This is a genomic window from Micromonospora sp. NPDC050417 (genome assembly GCF_044458865.1).
Classification (GTDB): Bacteria; Actinomycetota; Actinomycetes; order Mycobacteriales; family Micromonosporaceae; genus Micromonospora_G.
The window spans coordinates 69906-94601 of the sequence record NZ_JBITIH010000024.1; the positions used below are offsets into that span (position 1 = coordinate 69906).

A 24696-nucleotide genomic window follows, 5' to 3' on the forward strand; every position below is an offset into this window, starting at 1 on the left:
GAGGCATGAGGTTGGGCGCGTTACTGACTGTCGTGGTGCCGATCTACAACGTGAGCGGCTACCTGGTCGACTGTCTCGACTCGATCGCCGGACAGACGTACCCGGACCTGGACGTGGTGCTGGTCGACGACGGTTCCACCGACGACAGTGGTGAGCTCGCCGAGCGGTACGTGGCCGCCAACAGCCGGTTCCGGCTGATCCGGCAGGAGAACCGGGGCCTCGGCGCGGCCCGCAACACCGGCATCGACGCGGCGGCCGGCGAGTACCTGACCTTCGTCGACAGCGACGACCTGCTGCCCCCGTACGCGCTGGAACTGCTGGTGGGGGCCCTGGAACAGACCGGTTCCGACTTCGCCTCCGGCAACGTCGCACTGCTCACCTCGCGGGGTCTGCGGCAGTCGCCCCTGCACCGGGGAACCCACCGGTTCACCGTCCTGCGGACGAATCTGCGGTCCCGCCGCAACCTGGTCTACGACCGCCTCGCCTGCAACAAGGTCTTCCGCCGGTCCTTCTGGGAGAAGCACGGGCTGCGCTTCCCGGAGGGCGTCCGCTACGAGGACATCCCGCTGACCGTGCCGGCGTACGCCCTGGCCGACACTGTCGACGTGCTCGACCTGCCGGTCTACTACTGGCGGCAGCGGGAGCCCGGCGCCGAACTGTCGATCACGCAGCGCCAGCACGAGGTGCGTAACCTGGTCGACCGGTTCGCCGCCGTCGACAGCGCCAGTCGGTCGTTGGCCGTGCTCGACCGGAAGCTCAAGGACTGGTACGACGAGACCACCCTCGTCAACGACCTGCGGATATTCCTGGACCTGCTGCCGGACGTCGACCAGCGGTACCGGGAGACCTTCGTCGACCTGGCGGCGGATTTCCTCAGCCGGGTCGACGAGAGGGTGATCGACCGGCTGGTCGCGCGGCTGCGGGTGGCCTGGCGGCTGGCCCGCGTACGGGCCCTGCCGGAACTGGTGGCGGTGGTGGCCGCGAGCAGGCTCGGTGCCACCCCGCCGGTGGTACGCCGGGGCGGCGGCCGTTACGTGCAGCTTCCGCTCCTCGACGCGGGGCACCCGGCGGTGCCCCGTGAGGCGTTCCAGGCCGAGTCGGGCATCCGGACCGAGGTGCACGAGCTGCGCTGGGTCGACGGCCGCCTGCACCTGCGTGGCCTCGCCTACGACGCGGCCCGCGGAGCCGCCCAGCCGTGGACGGCTGCCCGGGTGTTCTGGCTCCGGGAGATCACCGGGAGGCGGCGTGTGCTGCGTCTGCCGAGTCGACCCCGCCGGGTCGCGCAGGCACCGAGCTCCGTGCCGTACGGCTGGTCGGGTTTCTCGGCCGCGCTCGACCCGCGCCGGCTGCGTGGCAGGGACGGCTGGCGGGACGGCGAGTGGGTCTTCAACATCGCGTTGGTCAACTCGGGCGGCCCACACCGGCGGACACTCGGCCTGGGCGATTTCCGCCCGGCGCTGCCGGCCCGCTGGGTTGACGACGGGGTACGCATCGTGCCGTTCCCCGACCGGAGCGGGCTGAGGCTGCGGGTGGAACGCCCCCGGGCCTGGGTCACCGGGACCAGGATCGAGGGCGGCACCCTGCTGGTCGCCGGGCGGGCGTTGACCAGCCCGGTCGGGGCGACGCTCCAGCTTGCCCGTAGTGCCGGGGTGCTCTGGCGGGCGTACCCGGTGGAGGTGCCGGCGACGGACGCGGCATCGGATGGCAGGGCGGCCGACGACCAGGCAGCGGCTGATTCGTCGCTCGGTGCGGCGATCGCGCCGGAGGACGGCTCGGCGGTCGGAGTGGCCTGGACGGCCCGTGTACCCGTGGCCGACCTGGTGGCGGGCGCCGGACTGGCAGGCTGGTCGGCCCTGGTGGGCGAGGTCGGGGCCAACTGGCGGGTGGCCTTGGAGGAGGCCGCCGGCAAGGCGTGGGAGTTGCCGGTACGCGCCGGCTTCGCCACCTCCCGGCAGGTTGTCGGCGAGGTGGAGGTGGTCGCCCAGCCGGCCGACGACGAGGTGTTGTCGCTGCGGGTGCTTCCGCCCGGGCCGGTGGTCAGCGCGGTTGAGTTGGCCGACGGGATGCTCTCGCTCTCCGGTGAACTGCCCAGCGGTCTGCCTGGTCGGGGCGACCTGCGGATCGTGCTCCGCCGGCCGGTCGGTGCCGATCCGCTGGAGGTGCTGCCGCCGGACATCGAACTGCCGGGTGAGGTTTCCGCCGGCTGGCGGGTACGGATCCCGCTGTCGGGTGCGACCGCGGTACCGGACGGCGACTGGCTGCTGCTCTACCGCTGGGGTCCGGACCAGGAACCGTTCGACCTGCCCTTCGACATCGCCGCCCGGCGTTCGCTGCCCCGGGACGCGTCGTCGGGAGGTCGGCGACTGGAACTCCTGCCGGAGCGGGACCGGGAGACGCTCCGGCTCAGCACGCCGTAGCCGGCTCAGCAGGTGGAAACACGGTGCCGGTCGGCTCTCCGCCGCTGTTGCCCGTCGGGCCGGGCCGGCGGAGAGCCGACGGTCACGCTGTCCTGGTCGTCCCGCACGGGACGAGGCGCGTGTCGTTCAGGATCAGGCCGACGGTGGCGGGGTCGGGCGGCTGACCCGGCGCCGGACCTTACGGGCCACCCCGATCGCCGCCTGACGGGCGACGAACCGGGTGGCGTTGGCGAGTGACCGTACGCCCCCGACCGGGATGGTTTCGACGTCGCCGAGGGACGCCCGGCGGGCGCGCTTGCCGGCCGGGTGGACGAGCCGTGGGCGGGGCGAGACCAGGCTGGCCGGGGTGAGCAGGCTGAGGTCGACCACGCCGAACTCCTCGCCGCTGACCCACCGTTCGCCTGCGACCTCGGCCACCACCTTGTCGAGGGGCTCGTCCGGCCGTCCCACCCGACGCGCCCGGCTCAGCGCCGAGGTACGCCACAGGGCGAGCGCCTCCGCCGGTGACTTCGCGCCACTGGGAAGCAGCCGGACCAGGCCGGCCTGCCATTCGTCGGCCACCTGCACCAGTCGGCGTACGGTGTTGACGTCGACGCCCAGGTGCGACGGGACGTTCAGCAGGAACGGGGACGGGAACGCGGTCGTCGGCGCTTCTCGTACCAGTTCCACCCGGGGGTCCGAGCGGTAGGTGACCAGGAGCAGCCGGCGGTCGAGCAGCGGGTCGGCGAGGATCGAGCGGCGGTTGTCGTCGACCGCGTCCCAGTCCGCCACCAGCATCACCCGCAGGTCGGTCTGGTCCCCGGCGAGCAGCCGGTCGACGCAGGTCCGAACCAGTTCGAACGAACCCTCGGCCGGCACCACGGCGGTGATCAACGGGACCGCCCAGGAGCGGTTCGCGCCCGGCCGCAGGTAGCGGGGGTGGGGCATCCGCTCGGCCAGGTACGGGTGGTTGTACCGGCGCAGCGCGTCACCCTTGGTCTGCATGTGGGTGGCGCCCATGTGCCAGCTGCCGGCCTTCGGTTCGGGGACGAAGACGGCACCCTGTTGGGTGAGCCGGTAGCCGAACTCGGTGTCCTCACCGAGGCGGAGTTCGGTGTCGAGCCCGCCGGCGGCGAGGTAGAGGGAGCGGGTCAGCGCGGCGGTCGCGCCGACGTGGGCCCGGAAGTTGAGGTGGTCACCGCCACGTAGCTGGTCGCTCTCGTTGATCAGCTTCTCGACGTAGTCGTGCGGTTCGGTGTCCTGGATTCGGTACAGCTTGTCGATGGTCCCGGCGGCGCACCGCTGCGAGACCTCCTCCGGGGTGGGGAAGTTGTCGGCGACGAAGCGCTTGTAGCCGAGTGTCACGGCCTCTTCGGAGACGTGCTGCCACCGGACCTGGGCCTCGATGTGTTCGGGGAAGACGACCATGTCCGCGTCGAGCCAGTGCAGGATCTCGCCGTCGCTGTTGCTCGCGCCGACGTGCAGTGCGTTGGACCGACCCCAGCCGGTCGAGTGTTCCGGAACCCGGACGATCCGGCAGTTGGTCGGGCGGATTTTCGGCAGCTCGATCGGCGGCTCGCTGCCGTCATCGGCCACGACCACCTCAAGCAGGTGGTCCGGGTACGTCTGGTGACTCAATGAGGCCAGGGTGAGGTTCAGCGTTTCCTGGCAGTTGTAGGCCGGGATAACCACCGACACCGACATGGTGGGTTGCCATTCGCCAAGCTTGCCGGGCTTGAGCGGGCTCCAATCGTTGCGGACCAACCTGACCTGGTTTGGGTGCGCGCCAGAAGGGACGCTGTTCCGGGCTGACACGAGGCACAGTCTAGCGACGGGCGGCAGCCGGACCGGTCGGTGCTCTCCGGTTTGATGACATCCGCCCGACCTCGTGGTAGCGCAGGAAAAGGTCCCGTTCAATACGGAAAGTGATGACGGGGTCGCTATTTTGCGAGACGGGACGTTGTTGTCGAACAAGTAATGAAGAGGCGGTGAGCAGGTGGTGTGATTCCGCTTCAGTAATGCCAGCCCGACCGGCACGTACACTTTTGAGGGACTATCGTGAGATCTTCGGGGTTGTCAGTACGGCTGCGGTGACGTCACTTCGGCGTCACTGACTGTGGGCGGCGAGCCCGCCCTCAGACACCGCCGACGGAGAGAGGGACCGGGTTTTGTCGAGCGAGGACACGCCGGAGAAGTTCAATCGCTGGCGGGTGGTTGTCGGTGCCGGGCGGGGAACGCGCCGTCGGCGTTGGCCCACCGCGATGGTGGCGGCCGGTATGACCGAGATTCCTGGCCGTCCCCGGGGGCGGACCGCTCCACAACCCGGCGACCGGGTGGTCCGCCTGGCTGTCGCCGCGGAGTCGGTGGACTGGCTCTGGCACCTGATGGACGACCCCTTCGCGCTGGTCCAGGTGCGCCGGCTGACCGTGGTGGTCGACAACTGGCGGATTCCCGAGGGCGGTTGGTGCGGTCGGCTCGGGCCACTGCGGCACGTACTCGCGCACCAGATCCGGCTCCCCCGGGGGATACAGGGCCGGGCGGTCGTCGAACTTGAGGTCAAGTGGTCGACCCCGCTGCGGGCGCTGCTCACCGCGATCATTCCGCTGCTCACCCCGGCGCGTCCGATGCCCCGCCCGGCCAGTGCGGACGTCGTCGCCCAGGACGTCGAGCCGGGATGGCTCGGCCTGGGGCAGAACATCACCATGGTCCGTGGCCCGCTCCCGGGCAACAACGACATCCGGGCGCACGACGTGGTGCTGACCGCCACCGGTGACCCGATGCCGCTGGCACAGCCCGCACCGACCGAGACCAGCGTCGTCACCACCGCCGACTCCGCCGCGGTGGCGGCGCCCGCCCCGGCGGACCTGTACGCGGCGACGGTGGCCGCTGGGCCGTACGGCGCCGGGCTGCCGCAGCGACCAGCGACCGCGCTGATCGATCTCGACCGGGCGGTGGTCACCGGTCGGTACGGCCCGTTCGGAGGGTCCGCGGGCCGGGCCGAGCTGGCCTTCACCGACGCCGAGGACGGGTGGGGCTACCGGATCACCGGCCCGGACGGGTTGCTCTGCGAGGGGCGGATCGACCGGCCCTGGCGCAGCGAGGAGGTGCTCGCGGCGCTGGCCGAGGTCGGTGTGCTGCACTGCGCCACGGTCCCGGCGCGGCACCCGCTCGCCGAGGCCGGGTTCCTGGTGCACCTGATGCTCGCGGGTCTGCTCGTGCACGTACCCGAGCTGCCGGAGGCGGTCGGGGCGCACCTGGCCGAGGAGGTTCGGGAGAGTCTCCGGGCCGAGTTGCCCGCACGTGCCGGCCAGGACCTGGAGTGGGAGGTGCGGGCGGTAGCCCAGCGGCGTTCGGCGATGCGCCTGCACGCCAGCGGCTTCGCGCTGCCCCGGCTCGCCGCCGCCGCGTTCCCGACCCTGGCCGAGGTGCCGGCGGTGAGCGCGCTGCTGGTCACGAAGCGGCTGCAACACGTCATCGAGGCGGTCAACGCGATCGAGCGGCAGACGTACCCCAACCTGGAGATCGTGCTCTGTCTGCACGGGGTGGAACTGCCGGCGGAGCTGCGTGCGCGGGTGGCTCGCAGCGCCCGGCCGATCGAGATCATGACCCTGCCGGCCGAGCACGGCTTCGGTGAGGCGATCGGTGCCGCCACCGCCCGTGCCCGGGGCAGTCTCGTGACGAAGTTCGACGACGACGACACGTACGGCCCGGAGCACGTCTGGGACCTGGTGCTCGCGCGGCAGTACTCCGGCGCGATGATGGTTGGCAAGGGCGCCGAGTTCGTCTACCTGCAGACTCTGGACACGACGGTACGGCGCGACGCCGGTGTCGCCGAGCAGTACGTCTCGGTGGTGGCCGGCGGCACGATGCTGATCAGCCGGGGTGACCTGGAACAGGTGGGCGGTTGGCGTCCGGTGCCGCGCTCGATCGACCGGGGACTGCTCGACCGGGTACGCCGGGCCGGCGGCCTGATCTATCGGACCCACCCTCTCGGCTACGTCTACCAGCGCCGTTCCGACGGCCACACCTGGGATCCCGGCCTGGAGTACTTCCTGCGCGGCGGCGGGATGCAGTGGTCCGGACTGCCCCGGCATCGTGAGTTCGGCACCGAGTCCGGCCTGACCGGACTGACCACGATGGGTGTTGCCGCCGAGTCCGAGCCGTGGGTGACTCCCCGCCGCTGACGGCGAATTCGTTGCGGAGGCCGGGCTTCCGGTCCCGGACGTCGTCCGTCGACTGTGGAGGTGTCGGCCGGCGCGGACTAGCAGAAACCCGTTGCGTACGAGTTACCGAACCGTCACGTTATGAGCATGGGACTTTTACCCGATGGGCGGGGGCGATGATCCTCGTCACAGTCATCTCGGGGGCCGGCTCGATGCTGCGGGGAGGTGACGGTGACCACCGTCGCACTCAAAGACGTGACAAAGGTATTCGCCGACGGAACGATCGCGGTCGACAGCGTCAACCTCGACGTCAACGACGGCGAGTTCATGGTGCTGCTCGGCCCCTCGGGCTGCGGCAAATCCACTGTGCTCCGGATGGTCGCCGGACTGGAGGAGCCGAGCAGCGGCGCGATCCTGCTCGACGGTGAGCTGGCGAACGACCTGCCACCGCGGGACCGTCGGATCGCCATGGTGTTCCAGGACTTCGCGCTCTACCCCCACATGACCGTCGGCGACAACATCGCCTTCCCGCTCCGGCTCTCCGGGGTCGAACCGGCGCCCCGGGGCGAGCGGGTCAACGACGTGGCGAGCGCCCTCGGCATCGGCGACGTACTCGCCCGCAAGCCGAGCCAACTCTCCGGCGGGCAGCGGCAACGGGTGGCGATGGGGCGGGCGATCGTACGTCGTCCTGGTCTTTTCCTGATGGACGAGCCGCTCTCCAACCTTGACAGTGGTCTTCGGGCGGAGCTGCGCGCGGAGATCTCCGGGCTGGTCCGGGAACTGGGCGTGAGCACCATCTACGTCACACACGACCAGGCCGAGGCGCTGACCATGGCCGACCGGGTAGCGATCATGCGCAAGGGCGTGCTCCAGGACGTCGGCACCCCGACCCAGGTCTACGGGCGCCCGGCGACGCTCTACGTCGCGGCGTTCCTCGGCAGTCCCAGGATGAACCTGCTGGAGGCGTCGGTCTACGTCCACCTCGACCGGTACGTCACCCTCAACTTCGGTGAGCAGTCGCTCTACCTGCCCTGGGACGACATCAGGTCCCGGGCGGTGGCGCACTACCACGGTGAGCGGATCGTGGTCGGAATGCGGGCCGAGGCGCTCAGCCCGGTGGCACCCGACTCTCCCGGTGACGTGCTCCGGGGGCGGATTCGCTACCTCGAACACCACGGGCACGAGTCGCTGGCCTTTCTCGACATCGGCGCCACCGCGATCGTGGTGGACGAACTGGGCGGGCCGGTCCGTGGGCAGAGCCAGGGCGGGGGACGGCTCCGGCGGTTCGGTCACGCTGTGCAGCGGCTCACTGGGCGGGCCACGGTCCCGGCCCCTCCGGAGGCCGAGCGGGAGATGGTCGGCCCGGGAGCGCGGACCAGTGTGCTCAACGACCCGGGGCGCCACCACCGCCGCCCGGCGGAACTGGCCGTACGCCTGGCGCCGTACCCGGCGGTCGCGGCCGGACATCCACTGGCGATCTCCGTACGCATGGACGCGCTGCATTTCTTCGACGAGCGAGGCGACCGCATCGATGTGGGGTGGCGCTGACGCGGTGCAACCGCTTAGCGTCGACACGCTCCGTTCTCGATGTCCCATCGGCTCGATGTCCCATTGAAGGGAACCATCCGTGGCAACTGACGGCTCCGGCCCGCTCGTGATCGAGCGTATTCTTCGTGATCGGCACGGCATCTGGCAGCAGGTGGTCGAGGATCGGGATCTCCACGCGTTGACCGGCAAGATGCTCGCCGCTTCGGCAGTCGCGCTGGCCTGCTACGGCGCGGTGCTCGGTGCGTTCCACAGTTTCCTGATGGCGCTCACGTCGGCGGTCAAGCTGCCGCTGTTGTTCCTGGTCACCCTCGCGATCTGTCTGCCGACGCTGTACCTGTTCAACCTCGTCTTCGGGGCGCGGCTGTCGGTACGTCAGGCGGTGTCGATGGTGATGGTGGCGATCACCGTCACCTCGATGCTGGCGGTGGCGTTCGCGCCGATCAGCCTCTTCTTCCTGATCACCGCACCCGACTACGGCTTCTTCAAGCTGCTGAACGTGGCGATCCTTACCCTCTCCGCGTTTGTCGGGCTGAAGTTCCTGACCGGCGGCATGCAGGTGCTCAACGACCACGGTCTGCTGGCTCCGGCGACACCCGCACAGGTGCCGGCTACGGTGGCGACCCCGATGACCGCCGGCGCGCCGCTCGCCGAAGGCAGTGTTCCGGCGCGGCCGGTACCGGTCACGGTCGGCGCGGCCAACGGTGACGGTACGGCGCCCGCCGCCGTACCGGTTGCCGCCGCGACACCCGTCCCGCAGCCCGTGCCGGTGGCGGTGGCGACCCAGCCGCACCCGCCGTTCCAGCCGGCGCCGACCGGGTTCTACCGGCCGCAACCCGGGGCCCGGGTCGCGACCTCCGGTCAGCGGCCGGCGAGCATGACCCTGCTCTACATCTGGATCCTGCTCTTCGGGTTCGTCGGCACCCAGCTCGCCTGGACCCTGCGCCCGTTCTTCGGCAGCCCGGGTCAGGACTTCGCGCTCTTCCGCAGCATCGAGGGGAACTTCTACGCCGAGATCCTGCGGACCATCGCCAATCTCTGAGACTCTTGCCGGAACAAATTACTGACGAGTAGCCTCCGGCCATGACCATCGACTCACGTCAGATCGCCGCCGGCATGCTCGAAGGGGTGCCGTTCGTCCGCACCCTCGGATTCGAATTCGTGGAGATCGCACCGGACGGCGCCGAAGGTGTCCGGGCCACGGTCCGACTGCCGGACTCGCCCGCCGCCCACAACCACGTCGGCGGACCGCACGCCGGTGCGCTCTTCACGCTCGGCGAGACCGCATCCGGCGCGGTCGTCCTGGCCGCCTTCGGCGGGCTGCTCGACCGCGCCGTACCGCTCACCGTCACCGCCGACATCCGCTACCGGAAGCTCGCCCTCGGCGCGGTCCGGGCGACCGCCCGGCTCGGCCGCCCCGTTTCCGAGGTGATCGCCGAGTTCGACACCGGAACCCGGCCGGAGTTCCCGGTCCTGGTCGAGGTCGGCACCGAGGACGGTGAGCTGACCGCCGAGATGACCGTGGTCTGGACGCTACGGCGGCAGTGACCCGGGCGCGACCAGCGAACCGGGTGCCGCAAAGACGTTTATCCGGCCCGCCCATCCGGATAAGTTGATGATGTGCTGGGCCTACCCGGTCATGTGACCGCCTGCCTCTTCGACCTGGACGGCGTGTTGACGCAGACCGCCCGGGTCCACAACGCCGCCTGGGCCGAGACCTTCGACGACTTCCTGCGCCGCCGGGCCGCAGACCGAGGCGAGCCCTTCCAGCCGTACGACCCGGGGGCGGACTACAACCAGTACGTCGACGGCCGCCCACGCGCCGACGGTGTCCGTACCTTCCTCGCCTCCCGGAACATCGTGCTGCCGGAAGGGAACTCCGACGATCCGCCGAGGGCCGACACGGTCAACGGGATCGGCAACCGCAAGAACGAGATCCTGCTCCGGCGGATCCACACCGACGGCGTCGAGGTGTACGACGGCTCGGTCGCGTACCTGCGCGCCGCCGCCCGACACGGGCTCCGCCGGGCGGTCGTGTCGGCGAGCGCCAACTGCCGTGACGTGGTCGCCTCCGCCGGTCTCGAAGACCTGCTCGAAGCCCGGGTCGACGGGGTCGTCGCCGCCCAGCGGGGACTACGCGGCAAGCCACACCCGGACACCTTCCTGGCCGCCGCCGAACTGCTCGGGGTCGCACCCGACCAGGCCGCCGTCTTCGAGGACGCGCTGGCCGGGGTCGAGGCCGGCCGCTCCGGCAGGTTCGGCCACGTCGTCGGCGTCGACCGGGTCGGGCAGGCGGACGCGCTGCGCGCACGCGGGGCCGACGCCGTCGTCACCGACCTGGCCGAACTGCTCAGCGGAGAGGAAACCCGATGATCCGCGAGCGGGCGTACCCGGTGGAGCCCTGGCACGTCCGCGAGACCCGGCTCGACGTGGACGTACTGGCCCAGTCGGAGTCGGTCTTCGCACTCGCCAACGGGCACATCGGACTCCGCGGCAACCTGGACGAGGGAGAGCCGCACGGTCTGCCCGGCACCTACCTGAACTCGTTCTTCGAACTACGGCCGCTGCCGTACGCCGAAGCCGGCTACGGCTTCCCGGAGTCCGGTCAGACCATCGTCAACGTCACCAACGGCAAACTGATCCGACTCCTCGTCGACGACGAACCGTTCGACGTGCGCTACGGCGAACTGTTCGACCACGAACGGGTGCTCGACCTGCGCGCCGGAACCCTGCACCGGTCGGTGCTCTGGCGCTCGCCGGCCGGCAAGCGGGTCCGGATCTGCAGCACCCGGCTGGTCTCCTTCACCCAGCGGTCGGTCGCGGCGATCCGCTACGAGGTGGAACCGGTCGACGAGCCGCTGCGCCTGATCGTGCAGTCGGAACTGGTCGCCAACGAGGTGCTGCCCGCACAGAGCCGGGACCCCCGGGTCGCGGCCGTGCTGGAGTCGCCGCTGGAGTCCGAGGAACACCTGGCACTGGAGGACGGTGGCCTGCTGGTCCACCACACCCGGGCGAGCGGGCTGCGGCTCGCCGCGGCGATGGGACACGAACTGGACGGGCCGACCCGGACCACGCTCAGCACCGAGACCTTCGACGACTGGGCCCGGACCACCGTCACCTGCGTCACCCAGCCGGGGGAGCGGATCCGGCTGGACAAGTACGTCGCGTACGGCTGGTCCAGTGAACGGTCCCGCCCGGCGTTGCGGGACCAGGTCGGTGCGGCGCTCGCCGGTGCCCGCTTCTCCGGTTGGAGCGGGCTCCTGGCAGAACAGCGCGAGTACCTGGACACCTTCTGGGACACCTCGGACGTACAGGTCGAGGGCGATCCGGAGGTGCAGCAGGCGGTCCGCTTCGGCCTGTTCCACGTGCTGCAGGCGGGTGCGCGGGCGGAGTTGCGGCCGATCGCGGCCAAGGGGCTCACCGGTCCCGGATACGACGGACACGTCTTCTGGGACACCGAGACCTTCGTGTTGCCGGTGCTGACGTACACGTTGCCGTCGGCTGTCGTGTCCGGACTCCGGTGGCGGCACTCGACCCTCGGCATGGCGCAGGAACGGGCGCGGACCCTCGGGCTGAACGGGGCCGCCTTCCCGTGGCGGACGATCCGGGGCCAGGAGTGCTCCGCGTACTGGCCGGCGGGAACGGCGGCGTTCCACATCGCCGCGGACATCGCCGACGCGGTGCGGCGCTACGTACAGGCCACCGGCGACCTGGACTTCGAACGTGAGGTCGGGTTGGAGTTGCTGGTCGAGACCGCCCGGCTGTGGCGTTCGCTCGGCCACCACGACCGGGCCGGCAGGTTCCACCTGGACGGGATGACCGGCCCGGACGAGTACACCGCGGTGAAGAGCGACAACCTGTACACCAACCTGATGGCGCAGCGGAACCTGCTCGCGGCGGCGGAGGCGGTGGGCCGGCACGGCGACCATGCCTGGCGGCTCGGGGTGGACGACGAGGAAACCGCGGCCTGGCGGGACGCGGCGAACGCGATGCACATTCCGTACGACGCGGAACTCCGGGTGCACCAGCAGGTGGAGGGTTTCACCCAACTCCAGGAGTGGGACTTCGCGGGCACGCCACCGGAGAAGTACCCGCTGCTGCTGAACTATCCGTACTTCGACCTCTACCGCAAGCAGGTGGTGAAGCAGTCGGACCTGGTGTTGGCGATGCACTGGCGCGGGGACGCGTTCACCGCGGAGGAGAAGGCCCGCAACTTCGCCTACTACGAGCGTCGTACGGTCCGCGACTCGTCATTGTCCGCCTGCACCCAAGCGGTCCTCGCCGCCGAGGTGGGACATCTCGAACTCGCCCACGACTACCTGGGCGAGGCCGCCCTGATGGACCTGCACGACCTGAACCAGAACACCCGTGACGGGGTCCACGTCGCGTCTCTGGCCGGGGCGTGGATCGCACTGGTCGCCGGGTTCGGAGGCATGCGCGACCACACGGAGATCCTCTCCTTCGCACCCCGGTTGCCGAACCGGATCGACCGGTTGGAGTTCTCACTGGTCTGGCACGGGCACCGGTTGCGGGTGGACGTACGGGAACAGGAGACGACGTACGCCCTGCGTAACGGCGACCGGAGCGGCACGATGGACCTGCTCCACCACGGCGAGCGGGTCCGGGTCACCTGCGAGGAGCCGGTCACCCGGCCGAACCCGCCGCCATCTCCGACGGGTCCTGCACCACAGCAGCCGCCCGGCCGCGCCCCGGCCCGCCGGGCCTCGGTCATCGACAGCGCCGGTTCGAACCCGCCGACCGAGCAGCGGACCGCGCCGGACAAGTCCCAGGGGTAACACGCCGCCGTCGTGCCGTCGTGCCATCTGGGGCGCCCGGGTTGTCAGAGCAGCGAGAGGTGTACGTGGTTGGTGTGGTCGCTGGACGGGTCGCCGTGCGCCGAGGAGTATTTCTTCCACCCGGTCGCCGGGAACCAGATCTGCCGGTACCAGATCACGTAGAGGATGCCGAGTTTGTCGGCGTTACGGACCAGGAACGCGGCGAGGTTGTTGCCGTACGTCTTGTCGCCGCCGGTGGCATCGCCGCCGAAGCCGTTCGGCTGCGCCGAGAAGTCACAGGCCCGACCCTTCGGGTGTTCGAAGGGTCCGCCGGTCCGGTAGCAGGAGACGTGCCTGGTGAAACCGAGGCGCCGGGTTTCCTGGAGTGCGTGCAGGGTGCGCGGGGTGAGGCAGCCCTTGGTCGTCGGGTCGGAGCGGGTGCAGGACTGGGCTGGCCAGGATCCGTCCCGGCCGCGCGGGGCCGGGTCCGCCTCCGGTGAGGAGGCGTTGACGAATCCCTCGGTGGCGGTGCCGCCGACCAGCGCGAGGGCACGTTCCGCCGCCTCCTTCTGTTTGGCCATTGTGGCGAGATGTCGTTGCTCCTCGACGAGTGCCGCGTCGGCCGCGCTCTTGGCCCGGCTGGCCTGGTTGCGCGCTTCCCGAAGCTGGCGCAGCTTGCTGTTGTCGCGTTGCGCGATCAGGTCGAGGCCCTCGGCCCGTTTCATGAACTCCTCCGGGCCGGCGCTGCCGAGCAGTGCGCTGATCGGTCCGATCCGCCCGAGCCGGTAGGCGTTGACCGCCACCTCACCGACCTCGGGGCCGATCGTGGAGAGCTGTTCCTCGATCTGGCGCAGTTCGTCGGCGAGCACGGCCTGACGCTTGCGCGAGTTCTCCACCGCGTTCCTGGCCGCCGCGTAACCTCGCCCGGTCGATTCGAGGACGTCGCGTAAGAGGGGATTGCCGCCCTCCTCGCCCGGGGTGACCGGGCCGGCGGGCGCGGCTGCGGCGGGTCCGGCCACGACTGCCGCGCCAGCGAGCGTGCTCACCGCGGCGAGCAGGGTCAGGGCCAGCGAGAACCGCTGACGCATAGGTGTCGTCATGCACGTTCCTCCCGTCGGCCGCCGACCGGGTTAGCTGACGGGTTCGGGACGGAACTAGCCCTACCGCGAGTGCGGATTCACCCCACCTACCTGGTTCCCCGGCTCGCGCGATGGCGATTGGGCGGCGGTCGTCGCCGACAGCTCGAGGGGGTAACCACCGGGTCGGAACCGAGGGAGACATTACCGGATCAGTCGGACTTATAGGGGCTGAATCTACGTCGCCACGAACGAAATCTTCTGGTACGCGTGGACGCCTCGGCGGGCCCCTCGAAGGGGACCCGCCGAGGCGTCCGTCTGGGCCGGGTGGTCCCGTCCCCTGGGTCCGTACGACGGTCAGAAGCGGTCCCCGGTCGAGGGGACGCCGTTCTGGTCGTGCGGAGCCACCCGGCGCGGGTCGTCCGAGGCCCGTGCCTGGGCGGCGTCGTCCGCCCAGTCCCGCCCCGCGTTACGTTTGTCGCGCTTGTCCTGCGGCGGGCGGGCGCTGGTCGGGGTGGACTCGGACTTGGCGGATTTCTGGCGGGTCATGGCATCCTCGCGATCACTCGACGCGGGCCGCTGTCGCGGCCTCCGTGGTCTCCTGCCGCACTCGGCGCCTTCCCGAGCGGGCCGCACCTGTCGCCTTCCCGAGCGGGCAGACGGCAAACGGCCCCGCCACCTCACTGCTCGTCTCCACCCGCTGTCCGGTACCTGGGTTGTTCGTCCAGAACCCGGGTACCGGACAGCGGGTGGAGACAGAGAACCGGGATACCGGAGAGCAGGTAGGGACGACCACGACCGGACGGGTCGAGACGACCACGACCGGACAGGTCGAGACGACCGTGACCGAGACCGCGATCCCGGCCGGGGATGTGGAGCTCACCGCCGACCTGGTGATGCCCACCGACGGAGCCGTCGGCGTGGTCCTGTTCGCGCACGGCAGCGGCAGCTCGCGGCGGAGTCCACGTAACACCGCGGTCGCCCGGGTGCTCCACCAGCACTCGCTGGCGACCGTACTGATGGATCTGCTCACCCCGGAGGAGGAACGGGTCGACGAGCAGACCGCCGAACTCCGGTTCGACATCGGACTGCTCGCCGGCCGGCTGGTGGGTGCGATCGACTGGTTACGGCGGGACCCGGACACGGCCGCCCTGCCGGTTGGGCTCTTCGGGGCGAGCACAGGTGCGGCGGCCGCACTGGTGGCCGCGGCGGAACGGCCGGAACACGTACCGGCCGTGGTCTCCCGTGGCGGTCGCGCCGACCTGGCCGGTCCGGCCCTTTCCCGCGTACGGGCGGCGACGCTGCTGCTGGTCGGCGGTCGGGACGAGGAGGTGATCCAGTTCAACCAGCAGGCCCGCGACGCGCTCGGCGGGCCGGTGGAACTACGGATCATCCCCGACGCGACCCATCTGTTCCCCGAGCCCGGTGCGCTGGAGCAGGTTGCCGACCACGCCGCCACGTGGTTCGCCGAGCGGCTACCGAGCTTCGGCGCGGCGCCGTAGCCGGTCCCACTGACCGATCTTGACTCGGCCTGTTCGGGGTGGCTCTCGGCGGGTAACCACGGACATGCACATCGGGATCATTGGCGCGGGAAATGTCGGAGGAACGCTCGCCAAGCGACTGGCGGAGTCGGGCCACGAGATCGCGATCGCCAACTCCAGGGGACCGGAGACACTCCAGGACCTGGTGGGCGAACTGGGACACCGTTCGCACGCGGTCAGTGCGTCGGAGGCGGCCCGTTTCGGCGACCTGGTGATCGTCTCGGTGCCGTTCGGACGGTACGAGGAACTGCCCACCAAGGAACTGAAGGGCAAGCCGGTCATGGACACCGGGAACTACTACCCGGAGCGGGATGGCCACTATCCCGCCCTGGACGAGGACGAGATCACCTCCAGCGAGATGGTGCAGGAGCACCTCAAGGGCGCGCACGTGGTGAAGGCGTTCAACACGCTGCACGCGCAGGACATGCGTGACCACGCCCGCCAGTCCTCCGCCCAGGAGCGGTACGGCATCCCCATGTCAGGCAACGACCCGCAGGCCAAGCGGGCGGTCGCGGACCTGGTCGAGGAACTCGGCTTCCAGCCGGTGGACGCCGGCGACCTGGCGACCGGTGGGCGCAAGCAGCAGCCGGGCAGCATCACGTACGAGGCGGACTTCACCGCCGACGAACTGGTCGAGGCGCTCAAGCTGGACTCCTGACGTCAGCCCGGCGCGTCTCGGCCCTGCCGCAGCGCGGTGACGGTGTCGACGACCCGGTAGACCACGGCGGTCACCGGCACCGCGACGAAGGCCCCGGGGATTCCGCCGAAGAGCGTGCCCGCGGTGACCGCCACCAGGATGACCACCGGATGCAGCCGTACCTGCCGTTTCATGATCAATGGTTCGAGTAGGTTGCCTTCGAGCTGCTGCACCGCGATCACCACGAGCAGGGTGAACAGGGCGGTCGCCGGACCCTTGGCGGCGAGGGCGACCAGCACCGCGACGCTGCCGGCGACGGTGGCGCCGATGATCGGAACGAAGCCGCCGAGGAAGGTGATCACGGCGAGTGGCAGGGCCAGCGGCACCCCGAGCAGGACCAGTCCGAGTCCGATGCCGATGGCGTCGATCGCCGCGATCGCCACCGTGCCCCGGGTGTACGCGCTCAGCGTGTGCCAGCCGTTCCGGCCCGCCTGGACGAACGCCGGCCGGGACCGGTCGGAGATCCGCCCCAGCACCCAGCCCCACATCGGGCGACCATCCTTGAGCAGGAAGAACAGCAGTACGAAAATCAGCAGTACGCCGCCGGCGACCTCGGCCGCCGTACGCGCACCGGCCACCGGATCGGGGGTCGACCTGCGTAGCCCCTCGGTGGCCTGCTTGGTCCACCTGTCCAACTGCTCCGGACTGACCGGCAGCGAACTGGTGACGAAGTCCCGGGTCCGGTCGAGTCCCTCGTCCAGTTGCTTGCTCAGACTGGAGAACTGGTCTGCGGTCAGGGTCCAGACCAGGTACGCGGCGCCGCCGATGACGGCCAGCAACAGGAAGAGGCTCAGCAGCGCCGCCACCGCCGGGGGCAGGCGGAGCCGACGCAGGCGTACGGCCAGCGGGTCCAACATTGCGGCGAGGAAAAGGGTGGCGGCGAGCGCGATGGTGAGTGGCGCGAGCCGGGCAGCGACGGTGGCGAGCAGGTAGATCCCGGCGGCGACCACCAGCAGGCAGGCGCTCCACACCACCGCCCAGCGGAGGAACCAGGGCAGGCTCTCCCAGGTGTGGTGGATCCGCTCCTGGCCGTCCTGCATCCGGTTCCGGGAGGTCGTACGTTGCTCCTCTTGTTCCCCGTCGGGCGCGCTCGCGGACTGGGGGTCGGGTGCTGCCGTCCCGTCAGACATGGTCGGCCTCCCGCTCGCTCGCCATGGTCACGGTGACCCCTCTCGATGTCGGCGGAGAGGCAGTACCCGATCGGGGCGGTGTCGACACGTCTGGGCAGGGCGCCCAAAATCCTACGGTATGGGGCCTAGGTCGGGTTCTCCTTCGCGGAGATGTCGCGTCCGTGACCGCCCAGATATCGTCCGTGGCATGAGCGCCGATCCGAGCAGCGGGAACACCGCCCGCGCCAACACCGTTCCCGAACTGACCGAGCGCCTGCGGGTCTTCGTGGCCGAGCGGGACTGGGAGCAGTTCCACACCGCGAAGAACCTCGCCATGGCGCTCGCCGGGGAGGTGGGCGAACTGCTCGCGGAACTGCAGTGGCTCACCCCGGAACAGGCCGCCCGGGTCATGGACAATCCGGCAGCCGGGGCGCGCGTACGTGCCGAGATCGGCGACGTGATGACGTACCTGACCCGGCTCGCCGACGTACTCGACATCGACCTGGTCGAGGCGGCGCACGACAAGCTCGACGATTCGGCCCTGCGGTACACGGTCGAACGCGCCCGAGGCTCGGTCGCGAAGGTCCCGCCCCATCAACCGTCCGGGTTGTAGCCCTCGGTTGATCCGGGTACGTAGGTGACGTCTCGGTCTTGGCCCTGGGTGCTGGCACTGGCAGGCTTGCACGTCAGGCTGCGGCGGGCTACTACCCCTGTAGGGGCAGTGGAAGACCACAGCCCGACGTCGGAGCGGTGATCTTGCGCCACTCGGCGCCAGTCAGGTTGGCCGTGGTGGACCCCCGACGATCTTTTCGATCATGAGCTACGTACGTGAGCAGGACAACCTCCGACCCTTCGTGACCCAGCGTGGTTCAGCAGCGGAGTCGCGGTGGCAGTGCCAGCTCTTCGGGCCGGTCCCGGTCCAGGTAGGTCGCCTCGGCGAAGGAGAGGAAACGTTCCGCGTCCGTCGCGTTCGACGCGAGCCCGAACGACACCCGAATCGCGCCACCGGTCGGCACCCGCATCACGTCGAGGTACTCGTCGACGGTCCTGATGTTGCGCATCAGGGTCCGGGCCAGCCGCCACTTCGTGATCCCGAACGCACCCTCGCCCGCACCAGGGTTGCAGAAGCATCCGGTACGCAGGGAGAGGCCGGCCGCCGTGGACTCGGCGGCGACCAGGCGCTCGTCGACCACGGTGCCGTCCGGGTGGAGGAAGTTGAACGAGATGGTGCCGCCCCGGCGGTCGTTCGTCGCCGGGCCGTACACCCGGACCAGTGGTTCGCCGGTATGGTGCCGCAGCGCGGTCAGCCGTTGCAGCAGCCATCCGGTGAGGGCGTCGACCCTGCTGTGGATGAGGTCGACTCCGATCGAGTCGACCCACCGTAGCCCGAACTCGACGTCGGGGATGCTGAGGAAGTTGAGTGTGCCGTCCTCGAAGGCAGACTCGTCGTCCATCGGCTCGTACCAGTCGCCCTGCACGCTGACCGCACGAATCGTGCCACCGGCGAACCAGGGCCGGCGTAGTCGGGCGAGGGCGTCTCGGCGGGCGATCAGCGCCCCGATCCCGGTGGGGTAGCCGAAGAGCTTGTACCAGCTCAGGCAGACGAATTCCGGTTCGACCGAGCTGAGGTCCAGCCGGTTCGTCGGGGTGTATGCGGCGGCGTCGAGCAGTACGTCGTAGCCGTGCCGCTGGGCCAGCTCGATCCACTCCAGTGGATGCTGCACCCCGCTGAAGTTGCTCTGTGCGGGGAAGGCGAACAGTCCCCCCGCCTGCCGTCGCCAAGGGCCGCCGCGGCGCCCGACCAACGCCGATTCCACATCGGAACGCTCGACCCGCAGCTCCGCCCCGCGTACGGGGACGTAGCGGGTCGGTGCCCCGGCGGTGCGGGCGTATTCCCGGATGCCGTTGACCGAGTTGTGGTTGTCCGAGGTGAGCACCAGCGGCCGGGATCTCCCGAACCGGTACGCCTCACCGACCAGCCGGCAGGCGCCGGTCGCGTTCGCGGTGAAGATGACCGCGTACCGTTCCGGGTCGGCGTGGAAGAAGTCGAGCACCGCCTGTCGCGCCGACTCCACCAGGTTCCCGGCCGCGACCGAGGTGGGGTTCTCCGAGTGCGGGTTGCTGTAGAGGCCCGAGGTGAGCCGCTGGTGGTGCGCCTCGATCTGGGCGTGCGCGGCCACTCCCGCACCCGCGTAGTCGAGGTAGACCTGCCCGTCCCGGTCCAGGTGCGGATATTCGGCCGCACGCAGCTCGTCGATCCGGCCGGTGCCGGCGTACCCCGGGCTCGCCGAGGCGGGCACCTCAGGCGGGCGTGCCACGGCGGTCCTTCCGGGCCAGCACGGTCCAGGCGGCGCCGAGGAAGGCGACCAGGAAACCGGCGAGGATCACCCAGTTCACCCAGACCGGCCGGGAGAAGCTGTCGCCGTAACTGGCAAGCAGGGGCGGGCCGAGCGGTGAACCGCCGTCACGCCAGATCCGTTCCAGGTCGGCGGTGTGGCCGAGGCCCTCGAACGCCCAGCGGTTCGACATCGCGTAACTGAGCCATTGGCCGCCGACCGCCATCACCGGCACCGGCAGGATCGCGCCGACGAAGAGGACCTGCGGGAAGCAGAGCATCGGCAGCATCAGGGTGGCCTGGGCGGCGTCCGCCACCGAAGCGGAGCAGAGCAGTCCGAGGGCGAGTGCGGCGGCCGAGGAGAGCAGCAGGGTGGTGTAGAGGGCGGCGAAGGCGCTGACGTCGACCTCCGGCAGCCGGTCGATGCCGGCCAGGACCCCGAGCAGGGCCAGGTCGACCAGGGCCAGCAGCGGCAGCAGCACCGCGACCTTGGCCAACAGGTACGGCCCGACGCGTACGCCGGCCAGCCGTTCCCGCCGCAGGATCGGCACCTCGGTGCAGATCTGGAGTAGCCCGTAGGTGAGCCCGTAGAAGAACCCGCCGAAAGCAATCCAGAACAGGGTCATCACCGTCACGTTCGGGCTCGGATCGGCGAGGTCGAACGCACCGGGCCGGAAGAGCAGCGCGAACATGCCCAGCACCATCAGCGGTGAGCCGAGCAGGATGGCGAGGGTGAGCCGGTTACGCGCGACGATCTCCACGTTGCGGCTGCTCAGTACGGCCCACTGGCGTAGCCGACCCACTCCGGGCCCCCGACGACCCGGCGTCCCGGAAGGACCGTCGGTGTCGGTTTCCGCTTCGTGACCGAGGTCGAACCGGACCGGCCAGCCACCCGGCCCGGCTTCCTCGTCGAGTCGCAGATAGACCTCGGCCAGTGTGGTCACGCCGAAGAACTCGCGGGCCGCCGCCGGACTGCCGGCGAAGGCCAGTTCCCCCTGCCGGGTCAGGACGACGACCCGGTCGCAGAACTCGACGTCGGTGACCTGGTGCGTGGTGAGTACGACCGTGGCGGCCGCGTCGGCGAGCCCGCGCAGTACGCGCAGCAGGTCGACGGCGATCGCCGGGTCCAGCCCCGACGTCGGCTCGTCGAGGAAGAACACCCCGGGGCGGGTGAGTAGTTCGACCGCGATGCTGGCCCGTTTGCGTTCACCGCCGCTGAGCCGCCCGACCGGCACCCCGGCCTGATCGGTCAGCCCCAGCTCGCCCATCACCTCGCGTACCCGCTTGGTGAGGGCGGTCGGATCGGTCTGCGGCGGGAGGCGGAGTCGGGCCGCGTGTCGCAGGGTCCGCTCCAGCGGCAGTTCGCGGTGGATGATGTCGTCCTGCGGCACGTACCCGACGTCGGCCGTGCCGGTGACCCGCTCGGCGCCGCCCTGGTGGTCCACTGTGCCCGTACGGGGTGGGCGTATCCCGGCGAGGGTCTCCAGCAGCGTGGTCTTGCCGGCGCCGCTGGCACCGATGATCGCCACCAGTTCGCCGGGCTCGACGGTGAGCGAGACGTCACGCAGGATCTGCCGGCCACCACGTACGGTCTGGTGGAGGTGGGAGGCGACGACGCGTACGCCGGTCGGTGGTGCGGTGGTCGTACCGGATGGGGTCATGGCTGGCCGATCCCTGCGGTCTGAGGACGATTCTGCCGTTCTGGCGAATATGACACGCCGTTCACATTCCGTCAGCGCTCATCGAAGTCGGATATCCGCACCCGGACGACGGCGCGAACCTCGGCCGCGCCAGGGGATATCGTTTCGTTGGCTCGCCGGGTCCCTGGGCGAGCGGCGACGGACGGGAGAGTTGGCTGGTGGCGAGGACGAGGCGCCGTGCGGTGGTGCGGGGCCACGGTCATCCGCAGATCCGGGCGACCCACGCCAAGACCCTGGAGTTCACGCACGACACCGACGTGACCCAGCGGGCGACCTGCGTCGTCGGGGTCGGTACGGAGTTGGATCCGGCGGAACTCGGGCTGTTACGCGGCCGGGTCCGGTTCACGGTCGAGGCGAACGGCCACGAGGCGACCGGTGAGGCGACGATCAACCCCGAACACGCCGTACGCGACGGCCTGGTGCTGCGCCGCAGCCACCACACCGACCCGGGGACGCTGGCGTTCGAGGCGACCCTGACCGCGGAGGATCTCGACCGCGACCTGGCCGCCGCACTCACCGACCCGGCGACGACGGTGACCCTCAGCTTGGCCGAGGTCGCCCTGCCGGCGCCACTGATCCTGCTCCGTCCGACCGGGCAGTCGCTTCCCGACGGGCGACTCGGGCTGCTCTGGCGGCACGCCGACGAGGCGGTCGACCTGGCCGTGGTGCGGGAGTCCGCAGCCGCCCGGGCGACCGTCGAGCGGGCCGGTGTCGTCGCTGTCACGCTGCCGGGAACGCTCGCCGAGGTGTCGTCCGCCGCGCTCGGGTGGCTCGCTGCGGCGGCCCAGGCCGGTGCCCGGTTCGCCATGCCGGCGGCCGGACCGACCGAGACGCTCTACGCGGCCGGGCTGCCGCCGACCCCGGTGCTGTCGCTCGGCCGGGTGGACCGACGCTCGGTACGCCGTCCCGAGGTCGAGGTGGCGCTCCGTTCGGCCCTGGCACCGACCGTACTGACGGTGCCGGCGGACGAGGTCGACGCGGTCCTCGAACACGTGGTGGCGGCGACGCCCGGTCGACGGGTCGCCGTGCCGGACGGGCAGCCGGACGTTGGCACGGCGATGAGCTGGACCACCGCGGACCGGGCCGGGTCCGCCGTACGCCGGGTCGGGTCAGTGGAGGTCACGATCGTGCTCGCCGCCGCGGTCGCGGTGGACCAGCCCGTCGACCTCGATGCCCTGGTGCGCGCCCTTGCCGGTGCCGGGGTGTCTCCGCGTACGTTGAGCGAGGCGCTGGCGCCGTTCGGGCTGAACCGACGGAGGGTCTACGACGCCCTGGGGCCGGGCCGCTCCTCCGGCGGCCCCTGACAGAATCGCCAGATGCAGGTCGTACAGGGCAAGCGCCTGGTCACGCCGGACGGCGACGCGCTCGACACGCTCCGGGCCGGGGCCGATCGGGTGATCGTCGACGTCGGCACCGGCGACGCACGTACCGCGTACCGTTTGGCCAGGGCACAGCCGGACTGGCTGGTGGTCGGGGTCGATCCGGCGTGGCAGCGGATGACGCCCACCAGCGTGCGTGCCGCCCGAAAGCCGGCCAAGGGCGGTACGCCCAACCTGGTCCTGGTCAATGCCGCCATCGAGACCGTGCCGGCCGAGTTGTACGGGATCGCCGACGAGGTGCTGGTGCTGATGCCGTGGGGCAAGTTGCTGCGGGGTGTCGTCCACGGTGAGGCGGACGTCTGCGCGGGGCTTCGCCGGGTCGCTCGTGCCGGAGCCACGCTTGAGATCACCGTCGGCACCAGCATCTGGCGGGATCCGGTGCCGCTGGAGATCCGCGAGCTTCCCGAACTCACCCCCGAGTACGTCGACACCGTCCTCGCCGCCCGGCTGGCCGCGTACGGCTGGCGGGTCACCGGGGCGGAGGTGGTCAGCGGCGCAGAGATGGACCGGATCAGCTCCTCGTGGGCGCGTCGGCTCGGCTCGGCGAACCCGGAGGTGGTGATTCACGTACGGGGCACCGCCGTCGAACCCGACTGAACAATCCGGAGACCGATGGTCAGCGGACAGTCGCACAGCAGGTACGTCGTGTTACATCCCCAAGAGTGGATGCTTGGTTCTACGCCGACCAGGTGGGCGACAGCAGCCGGCCCGCGGTTGTTGCCCACCTGGCGGTTGGTCCGGGTTCGTGCCCGAACCGGGTTATCGCAGCTGGCTGAAGGGTCGTCAGCGGGTGGCTTCCATCACCCAGGCGGAGAGCCGTTCGGCGAATACCGCAGGCGAGAAGTTGGCCGCGTTGGCCTGCACCCGCGCGGGGTTCAGTTGGCCCAGGCGTGCCACGAGCGGGGCGAAGCTGCGCGGGTCGGTGGAGTTGATAAGGAATCCGGTCTCGCCGTCGATGACCGTCTCCAGTAGGCCGCCGTGGCTGAAGCCGATGACCGGGGTGCCACATGCCTGGGCCTCGACCGGAATGATGCCGAAGTCTTCGTGGGTGGGGAAGAGCAGTGCGCGGGCTCCCCAGTAGAGCTGGCGTAGCCGCTCGTCGCTCGGGCGCACCTCGAAGCTGACCGGCACGTTGACCTTCTCCGCGGCGCGGCGGAGGGCTTCTTCCTCCGGGCCCTTACCGGCGATGATGAGTGGTAGTCCGGCGCTTGCCGCGATCTCGATCATAAGGTCGAAGTTTTTGTACTTGATCCAGCGTCCGACGCCGAGCAGGTAGTCGCGGTTTTGCTGCTGGTCGGCCAGGGGTGCAGCGGTGTAGAACCGCACGTCGACCGGGGGGTTGATGACGTGCGCGTCCCGGTGCCAGTACTGGCGGATGCGGGCCTGGACCTCACGCGAGTTGGCCGCATAGCTGTGAACGTGCCGGCTGAGCCGCAGGTCGGCTGCCTGGAGCACCTTCCGGGGCCCGGTCAGCATGGGATTCGACCCCCGGCCGTCGAAGTCGGGGCTCCACACGTAGCGGGCGGGGGAGTGGACGTAGCTGAGGTAGCGCGTCTGCTCGGAGGAGCCCAGCTTCACGGTGTGGGCGAAGGCGTGACTCGACGAGATGACGACGTCGTAGTTGTTCCGGGAGAGGGTGCGCCAGGCCACCGGCATGAGAGGTAGGGCGAGTGCCTTGGAACCCCGAAGTGGTGTACGCGCCATCCACGACTGCCGGAGAGTCAACTCCTCCTTCGCGTCGTCGTCCTTCCACAACACGAATCGTTCGCCATGAGGAATGAGGTCCGCGATGCTGAGAAACACCTTCTCAGAGCCGCCGGTGGAGCCGTACCACTCGTGAACCAGGGCGACGGACTTATCGGAGAGCAGTTTGGGCAGCGCCCCGGTCGATCCGTGGGGATTGGCTGCGTACGGCGCGCTCATTCGACGTCACCATCAGCGACCTTGCGGTGACCTGTAATAGTCGACGAGTGCACCAGC

General features: G+C 70.2%; 19 protein-coding genes and 1 riboswitch. Of the genes, 12 read left to right on the forward strand and 7 right to left on the reverse strand.

The window, feature by feature from the left end; translation table 11 throughout:
- Window positions 1-11 precede the first annotated feature (11 nt).
- Window positions 12-2417 (forward strand): glycosyltransferase, encoded by a 2406-nt coding sequence (locus ACIBF5_RS26945; RefSeq protein ID WP_396815673.1) that lies wholly within the window; start codon window positions 12-14, stop codon window positions 2415-2417.
- A gap of 132 nt (window positions 2418-2549) precedes the next feature.
- Here ACIBF5_RS26945 and ACIBF5_RS26950 read toward each other — a convergent pair whose 3' ends face one another.
- Entirely contained in the window at window positions 2550-4160 is a 1611-nt protein-coding gene (locus tag ACIBF5_RS26950) for a glycosyltransferase (RefSeq protein ID WP_396815674.1), read from the reverse strand.
- A 512-nt stretch (window positions 4161-4672) separates the two neighbouring features.
- Between ACIBF5_RS26950 and ACIBF5_RS26955 the strand changes: the two genes are divergently transcribed.
- The 6 genes from ACIBF5_RS26955 (at window position 4673) to ACIBF5_RS26980 (ending at window position 12900) form a co-directional block, all read left to right on the forward strand.
- Window positions 4673-6580 carry a glycosyltransferase gene (locus ACIBF5_RS26955; RefSeq protein ID WP_396815675.1) on the forward strand — a complete coding sequence of 636 codons (1908 nt, stop codon included), beginning with the start codon at window positions 4673-4675 and terminating at the stop codon, window positions 6578-6580.
- Window positions 6581-6790: 210 nt separating this feature from the next.
- Window positions 6791-8107 (forward strand): ABC transporter ATP-binding protein, encoded by a 1317-nt coding sequence (locus tag ACIBF5_RS26960; RefSeq protein ID WP_396815676.1) that lies wholly within the window; start codon window positions 6791-6793, stop codon window positions 8105-8107.
- A gap of 79 nt (window positions 8108-8186) precedes the next feature.
- On the forward strand, window positions 8187-9146 hold the full coding sequence (locus tag ACIBF5_RS26965) for a hypothetical protein (RefSeq protein WP_396815677.1): 960 nt from the start codon (window positions 8187-8189) through the stop codon (window positions 9144-9146).
- Between the two features lie 41 nt (window positions 9147-9187).
- Window positions 9188-9652: a DUF4442 domain-containing protein gene (locus tag ACIBF5_RS26970; RefSeq protein ID WP_396815678.1), complete on the forward strand. Its 465-nt coding sequence runs from the start codon at window positions 9188-9190 to the stop codon at window positions 9650-9652.
- 72 nt (window positions 9653-9724) lie between these two features.
- Window positions 9725-10477 carry an HAD family hydrolase gene (locus tag ACIBF5_RS26975; protein ID WP_396815679.1) on the forward strand — a complete coding sequence of 251 codons (753 nt, stop codon included), beginning with the start codon at window positions 9725-9727 and terminating at the stop codon, window positions 10475-10477.
- The gene (locus ACIBF5_RS26980) at window positions 10474-12900 is read left to right on the forward strand and encodes a glycoside hydrolase family 65 protein (RefSeq protein WP_396815680.1); all 2427 of its coding nucleotides are present in this window, start codon (window positions 10474-10476) and stop codon (window positions 12898-12900) included. Before ACIBF5_RS26975 ends, ACIBF5_RS26980 begins: the two co-directional genes overlap by 4 nt.
- A 44-nt stretch (window positions 12901-12944) precedes the next feature.
- Here ACIBF5_RS26980 and ACIBF5_RS26985 read toward each other — a convergent pair whose 3' ends face one another.
- Complete coding sequence (locus tag ACIBF5_RS26985; protein ID WP_396815681.1) at window positions 12945-13979, reverse strand: coiled-coil domain-containing protein; 1035 nt, start codon at window positions 13977-13979, stop codon at window positions 12945-12947.
- 3 nt (window positions 13980-13982) lie between these two features.
- Window positions 13983-14113, reverse strand: a riboswitch (cyclic di-AMP (ydaO/yuaA leader).
- Window positions 14114-14312: 199 nt separating this feature from the next.
- Window positions 14313-14504, reverse strand: coding sequence for a hypothetical protein (locus ACIBF5_RS26990; protein ID WP_396815682.1), 192 nt, complete (start codon window positions 14502-14504; stop codon window positions 14313-14315).
- Window positions 14505-14797: 293 nt separating this feature from the next.
- Between ACIBF5_RS26990 and ACIBF5_RS26995 the strand changes: the two genes are divergently transcribed.
- Together ACIBF5_RS26995 and ACIBF5_RS27000 are read left to right on the forward strand one after the other, a co-directional pair.
- Window positions 14798-15457, forward strand: coding sequence for a dienelactone hydrolase family protein (locus ACIBF5_RS26995; RefSeq protein ID WP_396815706.1), 660 nt, complete (start codon window positions 14798-14800; stop codon window positions 15455-15457).
- Window positions 15458-15521: 64 nt separating this feature from the next.
- Window positions 15522-16154 carry an NADPH-dependent F420 reductase gene (locus tag ACIBF5_RS27000; protein ID WP_396815683.1) on the forward strand — a complete coding sequence of 211 codons (633 nt, stop codon included), beginning with the start codon at window positions 15522-15524 and terminating at the stop codon, window positions 16152-16154.
- Window positions 16155-16156: 2 nt separating this feature from the next.
- Here the strand turns inward: ACIBF5_RS27000 and ACIBF5_RS27005 are convergent, their stop codons facing one another.
- Window positions 16157-17323, reverse strand: a complete 1167-nt coding sequence (locus ACIBF5_RS27005) for an AI-2E family transporter (RefSeq protein ID WP_396815684.1) — start codon at window positions 17321-17323, stop codon at window positions 16157-16159.
- A gap of 187 nt (window positions 17324-17510) precedes the next feature.
- Between ACIBF5_RS27005 and ACIBF5_RS27010 the strand changes: the two genes are divergently transcribed.
- A complete protein-coding gene (locus tag ACIBF5_RS27010) occupies window positions 17511-17915 on the forward strand; it encodes a nucleotide pyrophosphohydrolase (protein WP_396815685.1) in 405 nt (134 codons plus the stop codon).
- Window positions 17916-18171: 256 nt separating this feature from the next.
- Here ACIBF5_RS27010 and ACIBF5_RS27015 read toward each other — a convergent pair whose 3' ends face one another.
- Window positions 18172-19620, reverse strand: coding sequence for an aminotransferase class V-fold PLP-dependent enzyme (locus ACIBF5_RS27015; protein ID WP_396815686.1), 1449 nt, complete (start codon window positions 19618-19620; stop codon window positions 18172-18174).
- Window positions 19604-21298 carry an ATP-binding cassette domain-containing protein gene (locus ACIBF5_RS27020; RefSeq protein ID WP_396815687.1) on the reverse strand — a complete coding sequence of 565 codons (1695 nt, stop codon included), beginning with the start codon at window positions 21296-21298 and terminating at the stop codon, window positions 19604-19606. The genes ACIBF5_RS27015 and ACIBF5_RS27020 overlap by 17 nt, the downstream gene beginning before the upstream one ends.
- A gap of 197 nt (window positions 21299-21495) precedes the next feature.
- Between ACIBF5_RS27020 and ACIBF5_RS27025 the strand changes: the two genes are divergently transcribed.
- Together ACIBF5_RS27025 and ACIBF5_RS27030 are read left to right on the forward strand one after the other, a co-directional pair.
- Window positions 21496-22641: a DUF371 domain-containing protein gene (locus tag ACIBF5_RS27025; protein WP_396815688.1), complete on the forward strand. Its 1146-nt coding sequence runs from the start codon at window positions 21496-21498 to the stop codon at window positions 22639-22641.
- 12 nt (window positions 22642-22653) lie between these two features.
- Window positions 22654-23313 (forward strand): hypothetical protein, encoded by a 660-nt coding sequence (locus ACIBF5_RS27030; protein ID WP_396815689.1) that lies wholly within the window; start codon window positions 22654-22656, stop codon window positions 23311-23313.
- 186 nt (window positions 23314-23499) lie between these two features.
- Here the strand turns inward: ACIBF5_RS27030 and ACIBF5_RS27035 are convergent, their stop codons facing one another.
- Entirely contained in the window at window positions 23500-24639 is a 1140-nt protein-coding gene (locus ACIBF5_RS27035) for a glycosyltransferase (protein ID WP_396815690.1), read from the reverse strand.
- Between the last annotated feature and the right edge of the window lie 57 nt (window positions 24640-24696).

Excerpts from the sequence above, each read along its gene's own strand:
- ACIBF5_RS26955 (WP_396815675.1), top strand. The coding sequence starts at position 4,673 with ATGACCGAGATTCCTGGCCGTCCCCGGGGGCGGACCGCTCCACAACCC.
- ACIBF5_RS26970 (WP_396815678.1), top strand. The coding sequence starts at position 9,188 with ATGACCATCGACTCACGTCAGATCGCCGCCGGCATGCTCGAAGGGGTG.
- ACIBF5_RS26980 (WP_396815680.1), top strand. The coding sequence starts at position 10,474 with ATGATCCGCGAGCGGGCGTACCCGGTGGAGCCCTGGCACGTCCGCGAG.
- ACIBF5_RS26985 (WP_396815681.1), bottom strand. The coding sequence starts at position 13,979 with ATGACGACACCTATGCGTCAGCGGTTCTCGCTGGCCCTGACCCTGCTC.
- ACIBF5_RS26990 (WP_396815682.1), bottom strand. The coding sequence starts at position 14,504 with ATGACCCGCCAGAAATCCGCCAAGTCCGAGTCCACCCCGACCAGCGCC.
- ACIBF5_RS27000 (WP_396815683.1), top strand. The coding sequence starts at position 15,522 with ATGCACATCGGGATCATTGGCGCGGGAAATGTCGGAGGAACGCTCGCC.
- ACIBF5_RS27005 (WP_396815684.1), bottom strand. The coding sequence starts at position 17,323 with ATGTCTGACGGGACGGCAGCACCCGACCCCCAGTCCGCGAGCGCGCCC.
- ACIBF5_RS27010 (WP_396815685.1), top strand. The coding sequence starts at position 17,511 with ATGAGCGCCGATCCGAGCAGCGGGAACACCGCCCGCGCCAACACCGTT.
- ACIBF5_RS27020 (WP_396815687.1), bottom strand. The coding sequence starts at position 21,298 with ATGACCCCATCCGGTACGACCACCGCACCACCGACCGGCGTACGCGTC.
- ACIBF5_RS27030 (WP_396815689.1), top strand. The coding sequence starts at position 22,654 with ATGCAGGTCGTACAGGGCAAGCGCCTGGTCACGCCGGACGGCGACGCG.
- ACIBF5_RS27035 (WP_396815690.1), bottom strand. The coding sequence starts at position 24,639 with ATGAGCGCGCCGTACGCAGCCAATCCCCACGGATCGACCGGGGCGCTG.